Annotated in this window: 13 protein-coding genes; 10 read left to right on the top strand and 3 right to left on the bottom strand. The window is 36.5% G+C overall.

Features of this window, described 5'->3' with window-relative positions; translation table 11 throughout:
• Window positions 1-206 precede the first annotated feature (206 nt).
• The 7 genes from IQ226_RS06850 to IQ226_RS06820 all read left to right on the top strand — a co-directional run bounded on the left by IQ226_RS06850 (window position 207) and on the right by IQ226_RS06820 (window position 9,837).
• Entirely contained in the window at window positions 207-1,877 is a 1,671-nt protein-coding gene (locus IQ226_RS06850; protein ID WP_193893744.1) for a PfaD family polyunsaturated fatty acid/polyketide biosynthesis protein, read from the top strand.
• A gap of 2 nt (window positions 1,878-1,879) precedes the next feature.
• Window positions 1,880-3,394 carry a thioester reductase domain-containing protein gene (locus tag IQ226_RS06845; RefSeq protein ID WP_193893741.1) on the top strand — a complete coding sequence of 505 codons (1,515 nt, stop codon included), beginning with the start codon at window positions 1,880-1,882 and terminating at the stop codon, window positions 3,392-3,394.
• A 276-nt stretch (window positions 3,395-3,670) separates the two neighbouring features.
• On the top strand, window positions 3,671-4,462 hold the full coding sequence (locus IQ226_RS06840; RefSeq protein ID WP_193893738.1) for an SDR family oxidoreductase: 792 nt from the start codon (window positions 3,671-3,673) through the stop codon (window positions 4,460-4,462).
• Window positions 4,463-4,546: 84 nt separating this feature from the next.
• Complete coding sequence (locus IQ226_RS06835) at window positions 4,547-5,137, top strand: Uma2 family endonuclease (RefSeq protein WP_193893736.1); 591 nt, start codon at window positions 4,547-4,549, stop codon at window positions 5,135-5,137.
• 1,000 nt (window positions 5,138-6,137) lie between these two features.
• A complete protein-coding gene (locus IQ226_RS06830) occupies window positions 6,138-7,631 on the top strand; it encodes an N-6 DNA methylase (protein ID WP_193893734.1) in 1,494 nt (497 codons plus the stop codon).
• 693 nt (window positions 7,632-8,324) lie between these two features.
• Window positions 8,325-9,545, top strand: coding sequence for a geranylgeranyl reductase (gene chlP, locus IQ226_RS06825; protein WP_193893732.1), 1,221 nt, complete (start codon window positions 8,325-8,327; stop codon window positions 9,543-9,545).
• Window positions 9,546-9,666: 121 nt separating this feature from the next.
• Window positions 9,667-9,837, top strand: a complete 171-nt coding sequence (locus IQ226_RS06820) for a hypothetical protein (RefSeq protein WP_228039291.1) — start codon at window positions 9,667-9,669, stop codon at window positions 9,835-9,837.
• Between the two features lie 32 nt (window positions 9,838-9,869).
• On the opposite strand, the gene IQ226_RS06815 is transcribed toward IQ226_RS06820, so the two are convergent.
• On the bottom strand, window positions 9,870-10,166 hold the full coding sequence (locus tag IQ226_RS06815) for a hypothetical protein (protein ID WP_193893731.1): 297 nt from the start codon (window positions 10,164-10,166) through the stop codon (window positions 9,870-9,872).
• Window positions 10,167-10,875: 709 nt separating this feature from the next.
• Window positions 10,876-11,778: an AAA family ATPase gene (locus tag IQ226_RS06810; protein WP_193893729.1), complete on the bottom strand. Its 903-nt coding sequence runs from the start codon at window positions 11,776-11,778 to the stop codon at window positions 10,876-10,878.
• A gap of 448 nt (window positions 11,779-12,226) precedes the next feature.
• Between IQ226_RS06810 and nifJ the strand changes: the two genes are divergently transcribed.
• From nifJ to IQ226_RS06795, 3 genes are all read left to right on the top strand, one after another.
• Window positions 12,227-15,784 carry a pyruvate:ferredoxin (flavodoxin) oxidoreductase gene (nifJ, locus tag IQ226_RS06805; RefSeq protein ID WP_193893727.1) on the top strand — a complete coding sequence of 1,186 codons (3,558 nt, stop codon included), beginning with the start codon at window positions 12,227-12,229 and terminating at the stop codon, window positions 15,782-15,784.
• 92 nt (window positions 15,785-15,876) lie between these two features.
• Window positions 15,877-16,305, top strand: a complete 429-nt coding sequence (locus tag IQ226_RS06800) for a papain fold toxin domain-containing protein (RefSeq protein ID WP_370567097.1) — start codon at window positions 15,877-15,879, stop codon at window positions 16,303-16,305.
• A gap of 13 nt (window positions 16,306-16,318) precedes the next feature.
• Complete coding sequence (locus IQ226_RS06795; RefSeq protein WP_193893725.1) at window positions 16,319-16,696, top strand: hypothetical protein; 378 nt, start codon at window positions 16,319-16,321, stop codon at window positions 16,694-16,696.
• Window positions 16,697-16,779: 83 nt separating this feature from the next.
• Here IQ226_RS06795 and IQ226_RS06790 read toward each other — a convergent pair whose 3' ends face one another.
• On the bottom strand, window positions 16,780-16,902 hold the full coding sequence (locus IQ226_RS06790) for a hypothetical protein (protein WP_193893722.1): 123 nt from the start codon (window positions 16,900-16,902) through the stop codon (window positions 16,780-16,782).
• Window positions 16,903-17,156: the final 254 nt, after the last annotated feature.

The following is a 17,156-nucleotide window of genomic DNA, read 5'->3' as shown; positions in this document are numbered from 1 at the left end:
ACTCTTTTTTAACTAACCACAGAGGCACAGAGGACACAGAGGGAAGAAAAAATGCTGAACTGAACTGTATTCAGAAATAGCCTGAAAATTACACTAAGACGTAAAAAGATTAACGCTCTTTCTCTGTACCTCTGCGCCTCTGCGCCTCTGCATGAGCCAAATTCTTCATTTCACATCCTTTGCTTATAAATTGAGGAATAATTACCTTGACAACAATCGAGACGGTACTAAATAAACACGATAATGGACTGGGATTTTTCACCTGTAATCATCATCAAAACCAAATTTGGAAAGGTTCATTAGATTGTGTGAGCTTTGAAAAAAGTGCCATCAAAGATAAACTATTAACATCAGATAAACCTTGCTATATTATTAAAATAGCAGGAAGAATTGGTGCTACTAATGATGGTTATTTAGCACTTGCTGATAATGGTTCATCTGGACAAGCAGAACTTTTAATCTCACTTCCACCCCTACGTTTACAACAACTTGGCGACCCTAGTTTTCTCGCCGCTTATGGTGTAAAATATGCCTATATGACCGGAGCAATGGCTGGGGGTATTGCTTCTGAAGAAATGGTAATTGCCCTTGGAAAAGAGAAAATTTTAAGTTCCTTTGGTGCAGGTGGTTTACTTCCAGAACGGTTAGAAACTGCGATTAATACTATTCAAAAAGCGTTACCTAATGGTCCTTATGCTTTCAATTTAATTCACAGTCCTAACGAACCAGCTATTGAACGCCGCGCTGTAGATTTATATCTGAAATATGGTGTCAGAACTGTAGAAGCATCAGCATTTTTAGACTTAACTCCTAACATCGTTTATTATCGAGTTGCTGGGTTAAGATTAAATGCCGCTAATCAAATTGATATCAGAAATAAGGTCATTGCTAAAATTTCTCGTCGGGAAGTTGCCACTAAATTTTTGCAACCCGCACCAGAAAGAATCCTCAAAGAATTACTTGAACAAGGACTAATCACGGAACTGCAAGCTAATTTGGCTAGACAAGTGCCAATGGCTGATGATATTACTGTTGAAGCTGATTCTGGTGGTCATACAGATAATCGTCCTTTAGTATGTTTATTACCTTCAATTATTTCCCTCCGAGATGAAATTCAAGGGCAATATAATTACTCAGTTCCGATTAGAGTTGGCGTGGCTGGAGGTATTGGTACACCAGAAGCAGCATTAGCTGGTTTTATCATGGGTGCTGCTTATATTGTGACTGGTTCAATTAATCAATCTTGTGTGGAATCTGGTGCTTGTGAACATACTAAAAAGTTGTTAGCACAAGCAGAAATGGCAGATATGACAATGGCTCCCGCCGCCGATATGTTTGAAATGGGAGTCAAATTACAAGTTCTCAAACGGGGGACGATGTTTCCCATGCGATCGCAAAAACTATATGAATTGTATCGCACTTACGACTCTATTGAACAGATTCCCGCAGCAGAAAAAGAGAAGCTAGAAAAACAAATTTTCCGTAAAAGTCTTGCGGAAGTTTGGGAAGGTGCAGCGGCTTATTTATCCCAAAAGAATCCTGAAAAATTGGGTAAAGCTGTTAATAACCCTAAATTGAAAATGGCTGTCATCTTTCGTTGGTATTTAGGATTATCTTCTCGGTGGTCTAGCACTGGTGAAAAAGGTCGGGAAGTTGATTATCAAATATGGTGTGGTCCAGCTATGGGTGGTTTCAATGACTGGGTGCGTGGTTCATATTTGTCAGAACCTAATCAGCGTCATGTGGTTGATGTTGCTGACCAAATTATGAAGGGGACAGCATTTTTATATCGCAGCCATAGTTTAAAAATGCAGGGTTTGCAAATGCCTACTTATTACAGTCAATATCAGCCAATTCCTTCTACATTGGAGAAGTAAAAATGAATTTAAAACAGTCTCATAGTGCTGAAAGTATTCAAGCATTTCTAGTTTCTCATCTCGCAGAAGTTGTGGGAGTTGAAACTTCAGAAATTGATGTTAATGAAAACTTAGAAAATTATGGTTTGGATTCTGCTCAAGCCATGATGATTATTAGTAAATTAGAAGAATTGCTAGGTTTTAAACCTTCTGCTATTTTACTTTGGCATTATCCCAATATTGCGGCACTTTCCCAACGCTTGTCAGAAGAATCTGGTGATGGTTCTCAGCTACAAGATGCAGGTTCAAGCACAAATTCCCCTGTTGGTTTTGCTCCTCCTCTTCTAGATTTGGCTGCGGAAGCTGTTCTAGACCCCACTATTCAACCCATAGGCACTGCTGTTGCTATTACTAACCCTAAAAACATCTTTTTAACCGGGGGAACAGGTTATTTAGGGGCTTTTATTATCAAGGAATTACTAGAAGTATCGGCAGCAACTCTTTATTGTTTGGTGCGTGCCAGTAATGTGGAAGAAGGTAAGAGCAAATTAGAAAATAATTTGCAACAATATGGCATTTGGCAAGATGAATATAGTGCCAGAATTATCCCCATTATTGGGGATTTAGCACAGCCACATTTAGGAATTAATGGAGAACAATTTCAAAATCTAGCGGCTGATATTGATGTCATTTATCATAGTGCAGCTTTACTGAATTATGTTTATCCTTACTCAGCATTAAAAACAGCAAATGTTTTGGGTACACAAGAAGTTTTGCGTTTGGCTTGTCAAACTAAAGTTAAGCCATTGCATTATGTTTCTAGTGTGGCTGTTTTTGAATCCAGTGCTTATGCTGGTAAACTAGTTAAAGAAGATGATGATTTTCATGATTGGGAAGGTATTTTTCTCGGTTATTCCCAAACTAAATGGGTGGCAGAAAAATTAGTGAAAATTGCTGGTAGTCGAGGATTACCCATCACTATTCATAGACCTCCTTTAATTTCTGGAGATAGCCAAACTGGAATTTGTAATACCCATGATTTCATCAATTTGATGATTAAAGGTTGTCTAGAAATGGGTTCTTTCCCTGATGTAGATTATATGTTAGATATGTCTCCTGTTGATTATGTCAGCAAATCTGTTGTTTATCTTTCTCGACAAGAAACATCTCTAGGTAAAGCTTTCCATTTACAACATCCTCAACCTGCTTCTTTAAAATCTTTAGTTGATTGGGTGCGTTCTTTTGGATTTTCACTGAAGATGATTCCCTACGAAGAGTGGCAAGCAGAGTTAATTAATAATGTCACATCTCAAGACAATCCTTTATATACTTTGCGGCCATTCTTGCTAGAACGTTGGTCTGATGAACAAATCACAATTCCTGATTTGTATTTACAAGCAAGAAGACCAATTATCAGTTGTGAAGCAACTCTAGCAGCATTAAAAGGTAGTTCCATTGTTTGTCCGACCATTGATTCTCAATTGTTAATGACTTACACATCTTACTTAGTACAAACTGGTTTCCTAAGTCTTGCTTAATAAGCTGTTACGCAGCTAAATTTGATAACCATAATTTACTTGAACTTTGTAGTGCGGGCATCTTGCCCGCTAGAATTATACAAACTAAATGCACAACAGCTTATCAATTTTAGGTGAAGCTGCACATAATTATTAAATCCAGAGTTTATCCCCCTTCATCTGCGGTCAATTATTCTGGAAATATTAATTATATGCAGCTTGATTTTAATTTGTTATAATATAGGGATATTGGCAGAATTAGTTAGTGCCAATTTCAGCTAACTCAACTTTCTTAAAATGAACATAAAATGTCAGGGAACAGTTTTGATTACGGGTGCAGCTAATGGTATTGGTTATCAATTAGCTCGTATTTTTGCTGATAATAATTATCATCTAGTCTTGGTAGATAGACTAGCAGAAAAAATCACAAAAATAGCTGTTGATTTTGCAGAAGAGTTTAGAATTTCTGTTAAACCTATTATTAAAGATTTATCTATATCTACATCTCCTGAAGAAATTTTCACAGAATTACAAGAATCTGGTATTAAAGTTGATATTCTGGTAAATAATGCCGGGTTTGGTACTTATGGGTTATTTAATGAAACTAACCTCAAGACTGAATTGGAAATGTTGCAGGTAAATTTAGTTTGTCTGACCCATTTAACTAAGTTGTTTCTCAAAGAAATGGTTAAACAAGGTCATGGCAAGATATTAAATGTTGCTTCTGCGGCTGCATTTCAACCAGGTCCGTTAATGGCAGTGTATTTTGCCACTAAGGCTTATATTTTATCATTTTCAGAAGCGATCGCTAATGAATTGGAAGGTACAGGTGTCACCGTCACAGTTCTTTGTCCAGGTTCAACGGCATCTGCTTTTCATGAAAGAACCGGCATGGCAGATTCTAAAATGCTGAAGGGGAAAAATATGATGGATGCGGAAACTGTGGCTCAGATGGGCTATGATGCGTTAATGAGAGGAAAGACAATTGTTATTCCTGGGTTTATGAATAAAATGATGTCAAAATGTGTGAGGTTTATTCCGAGAAAAATTGTCACAAAAATTGTCAGAAGTATGCAGGAAGAGAAGTAGGGGTTTAGGACTGCTGAACCGTCACAAAATTAGATCATGATAGAATCTTATTAATATCACAATTATTAACTCTGTGTTGATATTATGCGAACACAAACACGATACTACACACCAGAAGAATACTTAGAACTCGAAGAACAAGCAGAGTATAAAAGCGAATATCGAGATGGAGAAATTATAGCTATGACTGGAGGAACAACAAATCATAATAAAATAGCTCTTAATTTCGCCGCTTCCTTAAAATACGGATTAAGAAAGAAAAACTATGCCGTTTATATTGGTGATGTCCGCTTGTGGATACCGCGTTATCGTCAACATACATACCCTGATGTGATGATAATTCAAGGAGAACCTATTTATGCTACTGAAAATACTACCACTGTGATGAATCCTTTATTAATTGCTGAAGTTTCATCTAAATCAACTAGTAATTATGACCAAAGTGATAAATTCATGTATTATCGTTCTATACCTGAATTTAAAGAATATATTTTAATCAATCAATATCAATATCATGTCATGCAATATGTGAAAACAAATGATGGTAAATGGATATTCACAGAGTTAGAATCGGAATCAGACATTTTAACATTACAAACTATAGATTTTCATATTGCTTTAAGTGAAATATATGAACAGGTAAATTTTACCCAAAGCAATGAAAATCAAGAATAATCATAATGTATCTTTGATATCCTGTATTTGATATCCTGTAATTGCTGTTACACTGATTTACCGGGAAAAACTATTAAATATAGAATTTTGCATATGGCATTGCTGAATTGAGGTATGAAATTCCCAAATTGAACCTTTAAAACTTTTACCTTTACGTCTTTGCGCCTTGGCGTGAGACTAAAATTCATACCCTTAATCAGCAACGCCGAATTTTGCATATTTAATCAATACCTTGTCCGTTTTTTCTAGGTTGGGTTAAGCGACAGCGCAACCCAACGCTTATGTTGGGTTTCATGCTAATTGCTCCGCAACGCTAACGCGAACAACCCAACCGACGAATCAAGGCTAGGTTTTTCCTAATCTGTAAGTAGGATGGGTTATGATGGGTTAATGCGAGAAAAAACAATTGTTATTCCTGGGTTTATGAATAAAATGATGTCAAAATGTGTCCGGTTTATTCCTAGAAAACTCGTCATAAAAATTGTCAGAAGTATCCAGGAAGACAAGTAAGCAGGTGAGCAGAAAAGCTGTTTTCGTTTTGTAGGGTGCGTTTCCTAACGCACCTTATTTAGGTATAACATATCTCATTAAAAGCATCTAAGTAGGTAGACGTGAAATAACCAAAATGTGTAACGATATGTAAATTCAGATCAATGCGTTATTGTTGTTGAGTTTTAGCCATTTCAAAAAACGAAATATATTTTGATTTTCCTCCGCCCACCTACTTAAATTTGACGAAGAACAACTTATAAAAGAAGGTTTAATTGAGCTAACAATTCAAACCTTTCAAGCTCCAGGTGGAGCAACAACTACAAAAGCTATTTACAAATTTTATTACCATTATGCTTATCCTCTAGGGATTTCCACAGAGAAACCTACTTTAGTACCTGATTATATCGAAGATAAAAATGGACATATTTTGCCTTATGTAAAATTTGTAGGAGGCTCACTTAAGATTGCCCAGAACGCCTTAAAAATACTCAATAACCTTTAATAAATTATGATTCATCAAAAACTACCTAATAACTGGCAAGAAAGAGAAAAATTACGTGATAAAGGTCAATTCTGGACACCAGAATGGGTGACAAAAGCGATGATTTCGTATATAGTAAAAGACACGGATTTGGTGTTTGATCCTGCTGCTGGAAAAGGAGCTTTTTTAAATGCTTTATTACAAATAAATCCCTCTATTAATTATTATGGAATTGATATAGATAAATATGTTTTAGAAGATGAAATTTATCAAAAAAATAGTTGCTTTGTAGAATTACGTGATTTTATCAAAAATCCTCCACAGAAAAAGTTTAACGCAATTATAGCTAATCCACCTTACATCAGACATCACCGAATTGATGAAAAGATGAAACAATTTCTCAAAGAGCTTTTTATAAAAATTACAGGTTTTACAATTGATGGTAGAGCAGGTTATCATATTTACTTTTTTGTGCAGGCGTTAAATTTACTTGATAAAAATGGTAGATTAGCTTTTATCATGCCTGCTGATACTTGTGAAGGAATTTTTGCTCAAAAACTGTGGCAATGGATTACTAAAAATTATTGTCTTGAATGTGTTGTTACATTTCATGAAAATGCGACACCTTTTCCCAAGGTTGATACCAATGCAATCATTTTTTTTATTAAGAAATCTGAACCTGTCCAGATAATTAAATGGATAAAGGCAAATGAAGCCAATGAGGAACTTTTTAATTTTGTTAAATCAGACTTTAAAGATACAAATTATATAACTCTGGAAATTAATAATCGAGAGTTAAAAGAAGGATTAGCAACAGGTTTATCAAGACCCAAACAAAATCATTGTGATTTTAAGTATCACCTCAATGACTTTGCAAAGGTGATGCGTGGTATTGCCACAGGAGCGAATGATTTCTTTTTTTTAACAACACAGCAGGTTCAAGAACTGGCAATTCCTGAAGAATTTCTTAAACTCGCAATTGGACGGACAAAAGATGTAACAGGAGATAAATTAACTATTGAAGATATCAAAAAATTAGAAGAAAATAATCGTCCCACAATTTTACTTTCAATAAATAGTAATGATAATATCCCTGAATCAGTTGCTAACTATCTTGAAGAAGGTGAAAAATTAGGTTTGCCTGACCGTCCCCTGATTAAACAACGTAAATTGTGGTATAAAATAGAATATAGAGAAGTGCCACCCATATTATTTGCTTATCTTGGTACACGCAATTCCCGGTTTATTAAAAATGAGGCTGGTGTTGTTCCATTAACAAGTTTTTTGTGTATTTATCCTATTTATGATGATGAACTATATATCGCTAATCTTTGTGAGGCTTTAAATGATCCTGAGACAATTAAAAATCTTAGACTGGTAGGCAAAAGCTATGGTTCTGGAGCAATTAAAGTTGAGCCTCGTAATCTTGATAAAGTTCCTATTCCAGAACATATAGTAGATAAATATAACTTAAGCCGACAAAAATATAAAACTAAAAGTCAGCAACTTGAACTGTTTTAAGCTGTTACACAGATAAATTTAAGGCTCTTGAGTACATAATATGCAAAATCTGAACAAAGAAATCTCATAAAGCTTGCTGTGTAGAAGAAATAAGCCATATTTTTGAATATTATGGCAAAATTTTTTCTCTTTGCCCTGTTCCCTGTTCCCTATTACCGACTGGTAACTTACCATAACAAGTACCGAAGAGCCAAATTTAATAAATAAATAGCATTACCTTGATTTTTAATTGTGCGTATTTAATAAGTAAGACCTCCTTTATTGTTCCATAGGCGCATTTAATTGCTTTGTTTGTTTTCTCTTTCATATCCTGTAATTGCTGTTACACATATACGGCGGGAAAACCTATCAAATAGAGAAATTTGCATATTTAATGAGGCTTTGGTGGGTGAAGGTATGATTTTTCAGGCTTCGCCCCGCTTCGCTAACACGCAGAGGCGCAGAGAGTAAGAGTTTGAGAAATAGAATGTTTGATTTTTATACCTCAATTCAGCAAGGTCCATATTTAATGATTAGTTGTTCTTCTAGTTATCATTGACTAATATTTACTCATAAGATATAAAAAACACGGGTTTCATGTCGAAATATTAAGGAATATTGTATTTATATCAAAACCTGGAGATACAAAGGAAATTCAGCCAAAAGTCCGTGATAGGATACTTTGGGAAAATATTCATAATTAGGAGAAAACCTTTGACACTACGGGTTGCTGTTGTGGGTTCGGGACCTGCGGGTTCATGCGCTGCCGAAACCCTAGCTAAAGCTGGGATTGAAACCTATTTGTTTGAGCGCAAGTTAGATAACGCCAAACCTTGTGGGGGTGCTATTCCCCTCTGTATGGTGAGTGAGTTTGACTTACCACCGGCAATTATTGACCGTCGGGTACGGAAGATGAAAATGATTTCTCCTTCTAATCGTGAAGTTGATATCAATCTGATAAATGAAGAAGAATATATAGGAATGTGCCGCCGCGAAGTGCTGGATGGTTTCTTGCGAGACCGGGCGGCAAAATTAGGGGCAAATTTAATTAACGCCACTGTTCATAAAGTTGATATCCCTGGGAACAATACCGACCCCTATACCATTCACTACGTTGACCATACAGGGGACGGGGCGCAAGGCGTTACCAAAACCCTAAAGGTGGATTTAATCGTGGGCGCTGACGGGGCAAATTCCCGCATTGCCAAGGATATGGGTGCTGGAGATTACAATTATGCGATCGCCTTCCAAGAACGCATTCGTCTTCCCCAAGACAAAATGGACTATTACAACGACCTCGCCGAAATGTACGTTGGCGATGATGTTTCCACCGACTTCTACGCTTGGGTATTCCCCAAATATGATCACGTAGCGGTAGGTACTGGCACAATGCACATTAACAAAGCCAAAATCAAACAATTCCAAGCTGGTATTCGCGCCCGGGCTTCAGAAAAACTCGCCGGCGGTGAAATCATCAAAATCGAGGCACACCCCATCCCTGAACATCCCCGCCCCCGTCGCGTTGTCGGTCGCATAGCCTTGGTAGGAGATGCGGCTGGTTATGTTACCAAGTCCTCCGGGGAAGGTATATACTTCGCTGCTAAATCTGGCAGAATGTGCGCTGAAGCCATTGTGGAAGCCGCTAACGGTGGGGCGCGGATTCCCACGGAACGAGACCTCAAAGTGTACATCAAGCGTTGGGATCAGAAATACGGACTCACCTACAAAGTATTAGACATTCTTCAAAACGTCTTCTATCGTTCCGATGCTACCCGTGAAGCATTTGTAGAAATGTGTGATGACATGGATGTACAAAAGCTAACTTTTGATAGTTATCTCTATAAAACTGTAGTTCCCGCTAACCCCTTTACCCAGTTAAAAATTACTGCCAAAACCCTTGGTAGTTTAATTCGTGGTAGCGCCCTTGCACCCTAAATATAGGAAATCAGAAGCCAGAAATTCGTTTCTGGACTTCTTGTTTTTGGGTGAATTACATATTATTTTTGTTTCACCCCCAAACGCAAAGGCGCGGAGAAAGTCTAATAACCTCAGAGAAATGATTAATATAGCAGATAGAGTTTATCTTAGTATTGCTAGTCTCTGGGAAATTGCTATTAAGTTGAATCTTGGTAAGTTATCACTACAACGAAGCTACGAAACTATTGGCGTTCGACTGGAATCTTCAGATATTCTTTTATTACCTATTTCATTTATTGATATGCTGTAACCATATTAGTATCTAGTAGATATCCCATTGACTTATTTCCGTTTCACTGCTTCATCAAATATTGCCATTTCTTCTGGTGTAAAATCATTTAATAAACCACTGATTGCTTCTACAGCTAACATTTTACTAATTCTTTCTGTTAAGTCATCTTCAGCAATTGTATCTATATCATCACCAGAATTTGGTTTAGTAAAAAGTTCGTATATTTTCTGAATCATTTTATCTTGTTCCAATCTTTCTTGATACACACTGTTATTAGCGATCAAATATTTTATGATTGCTGAGATGCGGTTAAAGGCAGTTTTTTCTTTTAGCGATGTGTTGTTCATATTTTTGTGAGATATTTTTGACAGTATACGTTATTATAGCATAGCCTCTTAACTCAACCGAGAAAATAAATAATCGCACTTAAAGAGATGTTTTTAATTTCAAACAGATGAATGGTGCGTTACATTTCATTAACTTCCCCTAAAATATCGGCGAAATGTAATAATTTCGTCATCAAATGAACCAATACAACAAGTTATTAGAGATAATGAGTAGTTTTATTTAATTTTTTTTCATAATCTTGGGTTCTGTTATCTAAGGGACTTCCAAGAAATAAAATCCCCAAAAATTCCTTGTGGTGCGGGACGAAAAGCCCGCTAATCATCAAGGACGGGCAGGATGCCCATCCCACAAAGTTGGGTAATTTATTTTTTGGTGTTCCCTAAGATTAACCGATAATATCGCGCTATTTAAGTTTTTTAATTGATGTAAATGATATAATAGTACGATAGTAACTTATGCGAAAGCATCGGGAGCGATCGCAATTTTAGGAAATTTCAGAAATGCCAAAGTTATTTATCAAGTAGGGTGTGTAAAGTCCTTGCGGGCATGGCTTCGCTTAGAGCGATAGCGTAACGCACCGAATATGGTGATAGTGGGTTAAGATTCCCATTTTTAAACAAATACCCCATCAATAGGGTGCGTTACATTTCATTAACGCACCCTACAAGATCAGCTAATAACGTCAAAAAGATGATTGATATATAGTTATTAAATATCCTCCCAGGTAATTGTCATCATCATTTCCTTATTAACATCGGTTATTTTAACTAATCTATTAGCTTGTCTTTCAATCGTTTTTTCAAAAATATTCCTGACAAGTCTAGCATTTCCAAAACTTTTGTTTTTTTCAAAATATAACTTTGTGAAGTGTTTCAGAAGTTTTTCTTTACCTCTTGGGGTTATTCTATAATGTTGTTGCTTACATATTCCCTCAAAAATATTTAATAGTTCTTCTGGTTTATAATCTTCAAAATAAAAATATCTATTAAATCTCGACTGTAACCCTGGATTAGCATTAATAAATATTGACATCTCATCACTATAACCAGCGACAATCACAACCACCCTATCTCGATAGTCTTCCATTCTTTTGAGTAAAGTATCTATCGCTTCTTGTCCAAAATCTTTCCCTGAATCTGCTGGTGCTAGTGCATAAGCTTCATCAATAAATAATACTCCATCTAATGCTGAATTTACAACTTCATCTACTTTTAAAGCTGTTTGTCCAACATAACCTGCAACCAACCCTGATCTATCAGTTTCTACAACATGGCCTTTAGCAAGTATACCTAGTTCTCTATATATTTCACCCATTAAACGTGCAACTGTGGTTTTACCAGTTCCCGGAGGTCCACAAAATACTGAATGTAGGGAAATAGAAATATTTGGTAAACCTTGTTCCTGACGCATTTTCTGAACTTTGAGAAAATTGATAAAAGTATTAATGTCATTTTTGACATTTTCCATTCCCACAAGGTGATTTAACTTAGTGATAACATCATCTAAACTTTGAGATTGAGAATTACGTTGACTGTTATTCTTTCCAGATATATTTAACTCACTCTTTAGGCGTAATAGTTCAATTTCAATTTCAGGATCTCGATAAGTCATAATTGATATTGATTGAGTGTTAATACAGGTGATTAACTTTAAATTATACTGTAAAACCTTGGATAACTGTCAACTATCTTGCCCAAAAACTTCCCGCACCTCCACCCCATGACAATCATTTAACTTTGATAAATCAAAGATTATAGCTATTGAGTACAACATTAATATTGATATATCTAGAAGATTTACTATTTGCTATAATCAAAATATTGGCTAAAAGTCAGAATAATTCATGAGTAATAATTGATAATTAATAAAACTGTAGAAAATATCACAAATTAACTTCCTGACTTTAGCTGTTTTCAATGCTTATCTTTTTGGTTTCTCTGCATAGATTAGTAAGGTGCGTCAGACGTTAAATCATACTTAAATTCGACTATTTATCAATCTGACGCACCCTACGGAAAAATTGAAACAACCACCAAAAGAGACACACAGAAGGAAAATCATGCCCAAATCTTATGCCACAATTGATGGTAACGAAGCTGTTGCCCGTGTAGCTTACAAATTGAATGAAGTAATTGCTATTTATCCGATTACCCCATCTTCAAATATGGGTGAATGGGCTGATGCTTGGATGTCGGAAAATAAACCCAATTTATGGGGAACAGTTCCCAGTGTCACCCAAATGCAAAGCGAAGGAGGGGCTGCTGCTGCTGTCCATGGGGCATTACAAACAGGGGCATTAAGTACAACTTTCACCGCTTCTCAGGGATTATTATTAATGATTCCTAACTTGTACAAAATTGCCGGAGAATTAACCAGTTTTGTTATTCATGTTTCTGCCCGTTCTTTAGCTACCCACGCTTTATCTATTTTCGGTGATCATAGTGATGTTATGGCTGCAAGGGCGACTGGCTTCGCTTTTTTGTGTTCGGCTTCTGTCCAAGAAAGTCATGATTTTGCTTTAATTTCTCATGCGGCAACTTTAGCAGCAAGAGTGTCATTTATGCACTTTTTTGATGGGTTTAGAACTTCCCATGAAGTGCAGAAAGTTGAGTTGTTATCTGATGAGGATTTACAAGCTTTCATTCCCCAATCTTTAGTATTTGCACATCGTCAACGGTGCTTAACTCCAGATAAACCAGTATTACGAGGAACGGCACAAAATCCTGATGTTTATTTTCAATCTCGTGAAAGTGCAAACCCTTATTATGATGGTTGTGCTGATATTGTTCAAACAATAATGGATAAATTTGGAGAACGCACAGGCAGATATTACAAACTCTATGAATATCATGGCGCACCCAAGGCAGAAAGAGTAATTGTAATTATGGGTTCTGGTTGTGAAACTGTCCATGAAACCGTAGATTATCTCAACAATCAAGGGGAAAAAGTCGGAGTTATCAAAGTGCGGCTTTTCCGTCCTTTTGATGTTGCCAGATTTATAGAAGCATTACCGAATAGTGTTAAATCTATTGCTGTTCTTGATAGAACTAAAGAAGCTGGAAGTGCGGGAGAACCTTTATATTTAGATGTGGTGACAGCTATTTATGAAGGGTGGAAAAAAACTACGTTCCCCAAAATTGTTGGGGGCAGATATGGACTGTCTTCTAAGGAATTTACTCCCGCAATGGTGAAGAGTATTTTTGATAATCTGACTCAAATTAAACCCAAAAATCATTTCACAATTGGGATTAATGATGATGTCACTTTCACTTCTTTGAATTTTGATGCCAATTTCTCTACAGAACCAGATCATGTGGTTCGGGCAATGTTCTATGGTTTAGGTTCAGATGGTACAGTAGGGGCAAATAAAAACTCCATCAAAATCATCGGGGAAGGTACAGAAAATAACGCCCAAGGTTACTTTGTTTATGATTCTAAAAAGTCCGGTTCTATGACAGTTTCTCATTTACGGTTCGGAACTGGAACAATTCGCTCAACTTACCTGATAGACAAGGCTAATTTTATCGGTTGTCATCATTGGGGATTTGTGGAAACTATTGATATTTTAAAAGCTGCTGCACCGGGAGCAACTTTGTTGTTAAATAGTCCTTATGATGCTGATCAGGTTTGGGAAAATCTACCTTCAAAAGTTCAACAGCAAATTATTGACAAGAACCTGAAAGTTTATACTATTAATGCTAGTCAAGTGGCAAAAGATAGTGGTATGGGACACAGAATTAACACTATCATGCAGGTGTGTTTCTTTGCTTTAGCAGGGGTATTGCCAGAAAGAGAAGCTATTAGTAAAATCAAACAAGCCATAGAAAAAACATACGGTAAAAAAGGCGCGGAAGTTGTCAAGATGAATTTAAAAGCCGTAGACAACACCCTAGAAAATCTGCATTCTGTAAATGTAGAGACGTTCCATGGAACGTCTCTACAAAATAACGCAAGATTTCTGCAAAATAATGCACCCAAATTTGTGGAGAATGTTCTTAGCAAAATCATGGTCTGGGAAGGTGATGATTTACCTGTAAGTGCGTTACCTGCTGACGGAACTTTCCCCAGTGGAACTGCAAAATGGGAAAAACGCAACGTTGCGGAGGAAATCCCCGTTTGGGAGGCTGATGTCTGCGTTCAATGTGGTAAATGTGTGATGGTTTGTCCTCACGCTGCTATTCGCGCCAAAGCTTATCAATCCAGTGAGTTAGTCAACGCACCCATATCTTTTAAGTCCACTAATGCCAAAGATAAGAGCTTTGCTAACCAGAAATTCACCATTCAGGTAGCGCCAGAAGACTGTACAGGCTGTGAAATTTGTGTGAGTGTCTGCCCTGCCAAAAACAAGGCAGAACCCACCCGCAAGGCGATTAATATGAGTCCCCAGTTACCTTTGCGGGAACAAGAACGGGAAAACTGGAATTTCTTTTTGAGTTTACCAAATCCCGATCGCACAAAGTTGAAAGTAAACCAAATTCGTCAGCAGCAATTACAAGAACCGTTGTTTGAATTTTCCGGTGCTTGTGCTGGTTGCGGAGAAACGCCCTACCTTAAATTATTAACACAATTGTTTGGCGATCGCTCACTCATTGCCAACGCCACCGGTTGTTCTTCCATTTACGGGGGAAATCTCCCCACAACTCCTTGGAGTCAAAACGCTGACGGAAGAGGTCCAGCCTGGTCTAATAGTTTATTTGAAGATAACGCTGAATTTGGTTTTGGTTATCGTTTATCTATAGACAAACAAGCGGAATTTGCAGGAGAATTATTGTCACAATTAAGTAATGAAATTGGCGATAATTTAGTTAATGCCATTCTCAAAGCTGAACAAAAAACTGAAGCGGATATTTGGGATCAACGGGAAAGAATTGTTATTCTTCAACACAAATTAGATGAGATTGCGGAAACCATAAAAGACGCAAATCTCAAATCTCAAATCCAAAATCTCAAATCCCTCGCTGATTATTTAGTCAAGAAAAGTGTGTGGATAGTTGGGGGTGATGGTTGGGCGTATGATATAGATTTTGGTGGTATTGATCATGTGATTTCTACAGGACGCAATGTGAATATTTTGGTCATGGATACAGAAGTTTATTCTAACACCGGAGGACAATCTTCTAAAGCCACACCAAAAGCCGCAGTTGCGAAATATGCGACTGGTGGAAAACCTGCACCTAAGAAAGATTTGGGTTTAATGGCGATGACTTATGGTAATGTTTATGTGGCGAGTGTGGCGTTAGGTGCGAAAGATGAACATACACTCAAAGCATTTTTAGAAGCGGAAGCTTTTGATGGTCCATCAATCATTATTGCCTACAGTCATTGTATTGCTCACGGTATTGATATGACCACTGGTTTACAACAGCAAAAGGCGTTAGTGGACTCAGGAAGATGGTTGTTATATCGCTATAATCCGGCATTACAAAATGAGGGTAAGAACCCCCTACAATTGGACATGAAAGCGCCTTCTGAATCGGTAGAAAAATCCATGTATCAGGAGAATCGCTTTAAGATGTTGACGAAGAGTAAACCGGAGGTTGCGAAGTTGTTGCTAGAACAAGCGCAAGCTGAAGTTAATGCTAGATGGGAAATGTATCAATATTTGGCGAATAGGTAATTTAGATCCCCGATTTCTTTGAGAAGTCGGGGATTTTTCGGTTTACCATAGATTTTGAATATGAAATAAATATGTGTTAATATCTTAGTAGTATTTACCCAGATTTTATTGTTCTAAACTATTGCACTACCAAAGGAGTTAGTTCCATTTCCATTAACGCTGAACAAATTCATCAAATTCAAGCCATTGCCAGCAGTTATGAAAACTTTAAATGTGTTGAATGTACTGAAGCAATTAAAAGTTACTTAATTTCTCAAGGAATTCATGGGAAGTTGATTAAATTATATACAGGAGCATCTACAGGAGCAAACAGTTTTATTTATGATGAGACATTTCCTGAAGAAGCTATCTCTACTAATGGTCGTCATCAAGGAGTTGTGATTATTATTAATGGTATAGAAACAGTTTTTGATAACCATCATTCTATAGGAATTGACAGAGAAGAATGGATGGCAAATCTCTTATTTCAAGGGCTATTGCATTTTGGTCAAAAATTTCAAATTACAGAATTAGAATTTTAGGAGATTGAAAGTAATGTTAGACGTAAAAAATGAATACCTTCATCATCTATTAGACAGAATTAAGCAAAGACCAGGAATGTATTTAGGAAATTGTTCCATTACTCGATTAAATATGTTATTGGTTGGCTATAGTCAAGCGAGAATGGAATTAGGATTACCACGTACAGAACAAGAAAAAGAGTTTGATCAATTTCAAGAATGGATACAGCGTAAATATAATATTAGTGATAGTAAAGGATGGGATAGTATTATTCTTTTAAATTCTACGGATGAACAAGGAGCTTTTTATAACTTTTTCAAGCTATTTGAAGAATTTTCTCATACAAAAACAAATGATAGAGGTTTAGAAGTTAAAATTACAGCAAATAACAATTATTTGACTGTTTCTTAATCAATGTCATCTAAAATAATATAAGATTTAAGTAGGTTGGGTTGACGCAAGGAAACCCAACATTACCAACATCAATAATTATCTTAAATGTTGTGTTTTCTGTCATAAATTTGAGAACGGACAATTTCAACTTCTTCTGTAATTTCTTCTAATGACAATTCATCAGTTTGAAATATTTCTAATAACTCTGTCAATTTATTATTCAAAGTTCCTTTTTCTTACTAATTTTTTTCCTTTGAAATAATAGAATAATCAATTCTAAAACTAATTCTTTTTCTGATAATCCACTTGCTTGGACAATATCTTCGGAAATGACTAAGCTCATTGATATCCTCCCATTTTTATGATTATACTGGTGTTACCTTGTGAAAGCCGATCGCTCATCTTCGTTAGTTGTGAGGTATACATGATGCCTACGGAGAGCGATAGCGAAGCGCTCCGTAGGAATCGTACTCTTTAC

This window comes from Dolichospermum sp. LEGE 00240 (assembly GCF_015207875.1).
Taxonomy (GTDB): domain Bacteria; phylum Cyanobacteriota; class Cyanobacteriia; order Cyanobacteriales; family Nostocaceae; genus Dolichospermum; species Dolichospermum gracile.
This window is presented reverse-complemented; position numbering and strand designations above follow the sequence as displayed.

Coding starts and splice junctions, on each gene's coding strand:
- IQ226_RS06845 (WP_193893741.1), top strand. CDS start 1,880: ATGAATTTAAAACAGTCTCATAGTGCTGAAAGTATTCAAGCATTTCTA.
- IQ226_RS06840 (WP_193893738.1), top strand. CDS start 3,671: ATGAACATAAAATGTCAGGGAACAGTTTTGATTACGGGTGCAGCTAAT.
- IQ226_RS06835 (WP_193893736.1), top strand. CDS start 4,547: ATGCGAACACAAACACGATACTACACACCAGAAGAATACTTAGAACTC.
- IQ226_RS06830 (WP_193893734.1), top strand. CDS start 6,138: ATGATTCATCAAAAACTACCTAATAACTGGCAAGAAAGAGAAAAATTA.
- IQ226_RS06820 (WP_228039291.1), top strand. CDS start 9,667: ATGATTAATATAGCAGATAGAGTTTATCTTAGTATTGCTAGTCTCTGG.
- IQ226_RS06815 (WP_193893731.1), bottom strand. CDS start 10,166: ATGAACAACACATCGCTAAAAGAAAAAACTGCCTTTAACCGCATCTCA.
- IQ226_RS06810 (WP_193893729.1), bottom strand. CDS start 11,778: ATGACTTATCGAGATCCTGAAATTGAAATTGAACTATTACGCCTAAAG.
- nifJ (WP_193893727.1), top strand. CDS start 12,227: ATGCCCAAATCTTATGCCACAATTGATGGTAACGAAGCTGTTGCCCGT.
- IQ226_RS06795 (WP_193893725.1), top strand. CDS start 16,319: ATGTTAGACGTAAAAAATGAATACCTTCATCATCTATTAGACAGAATT.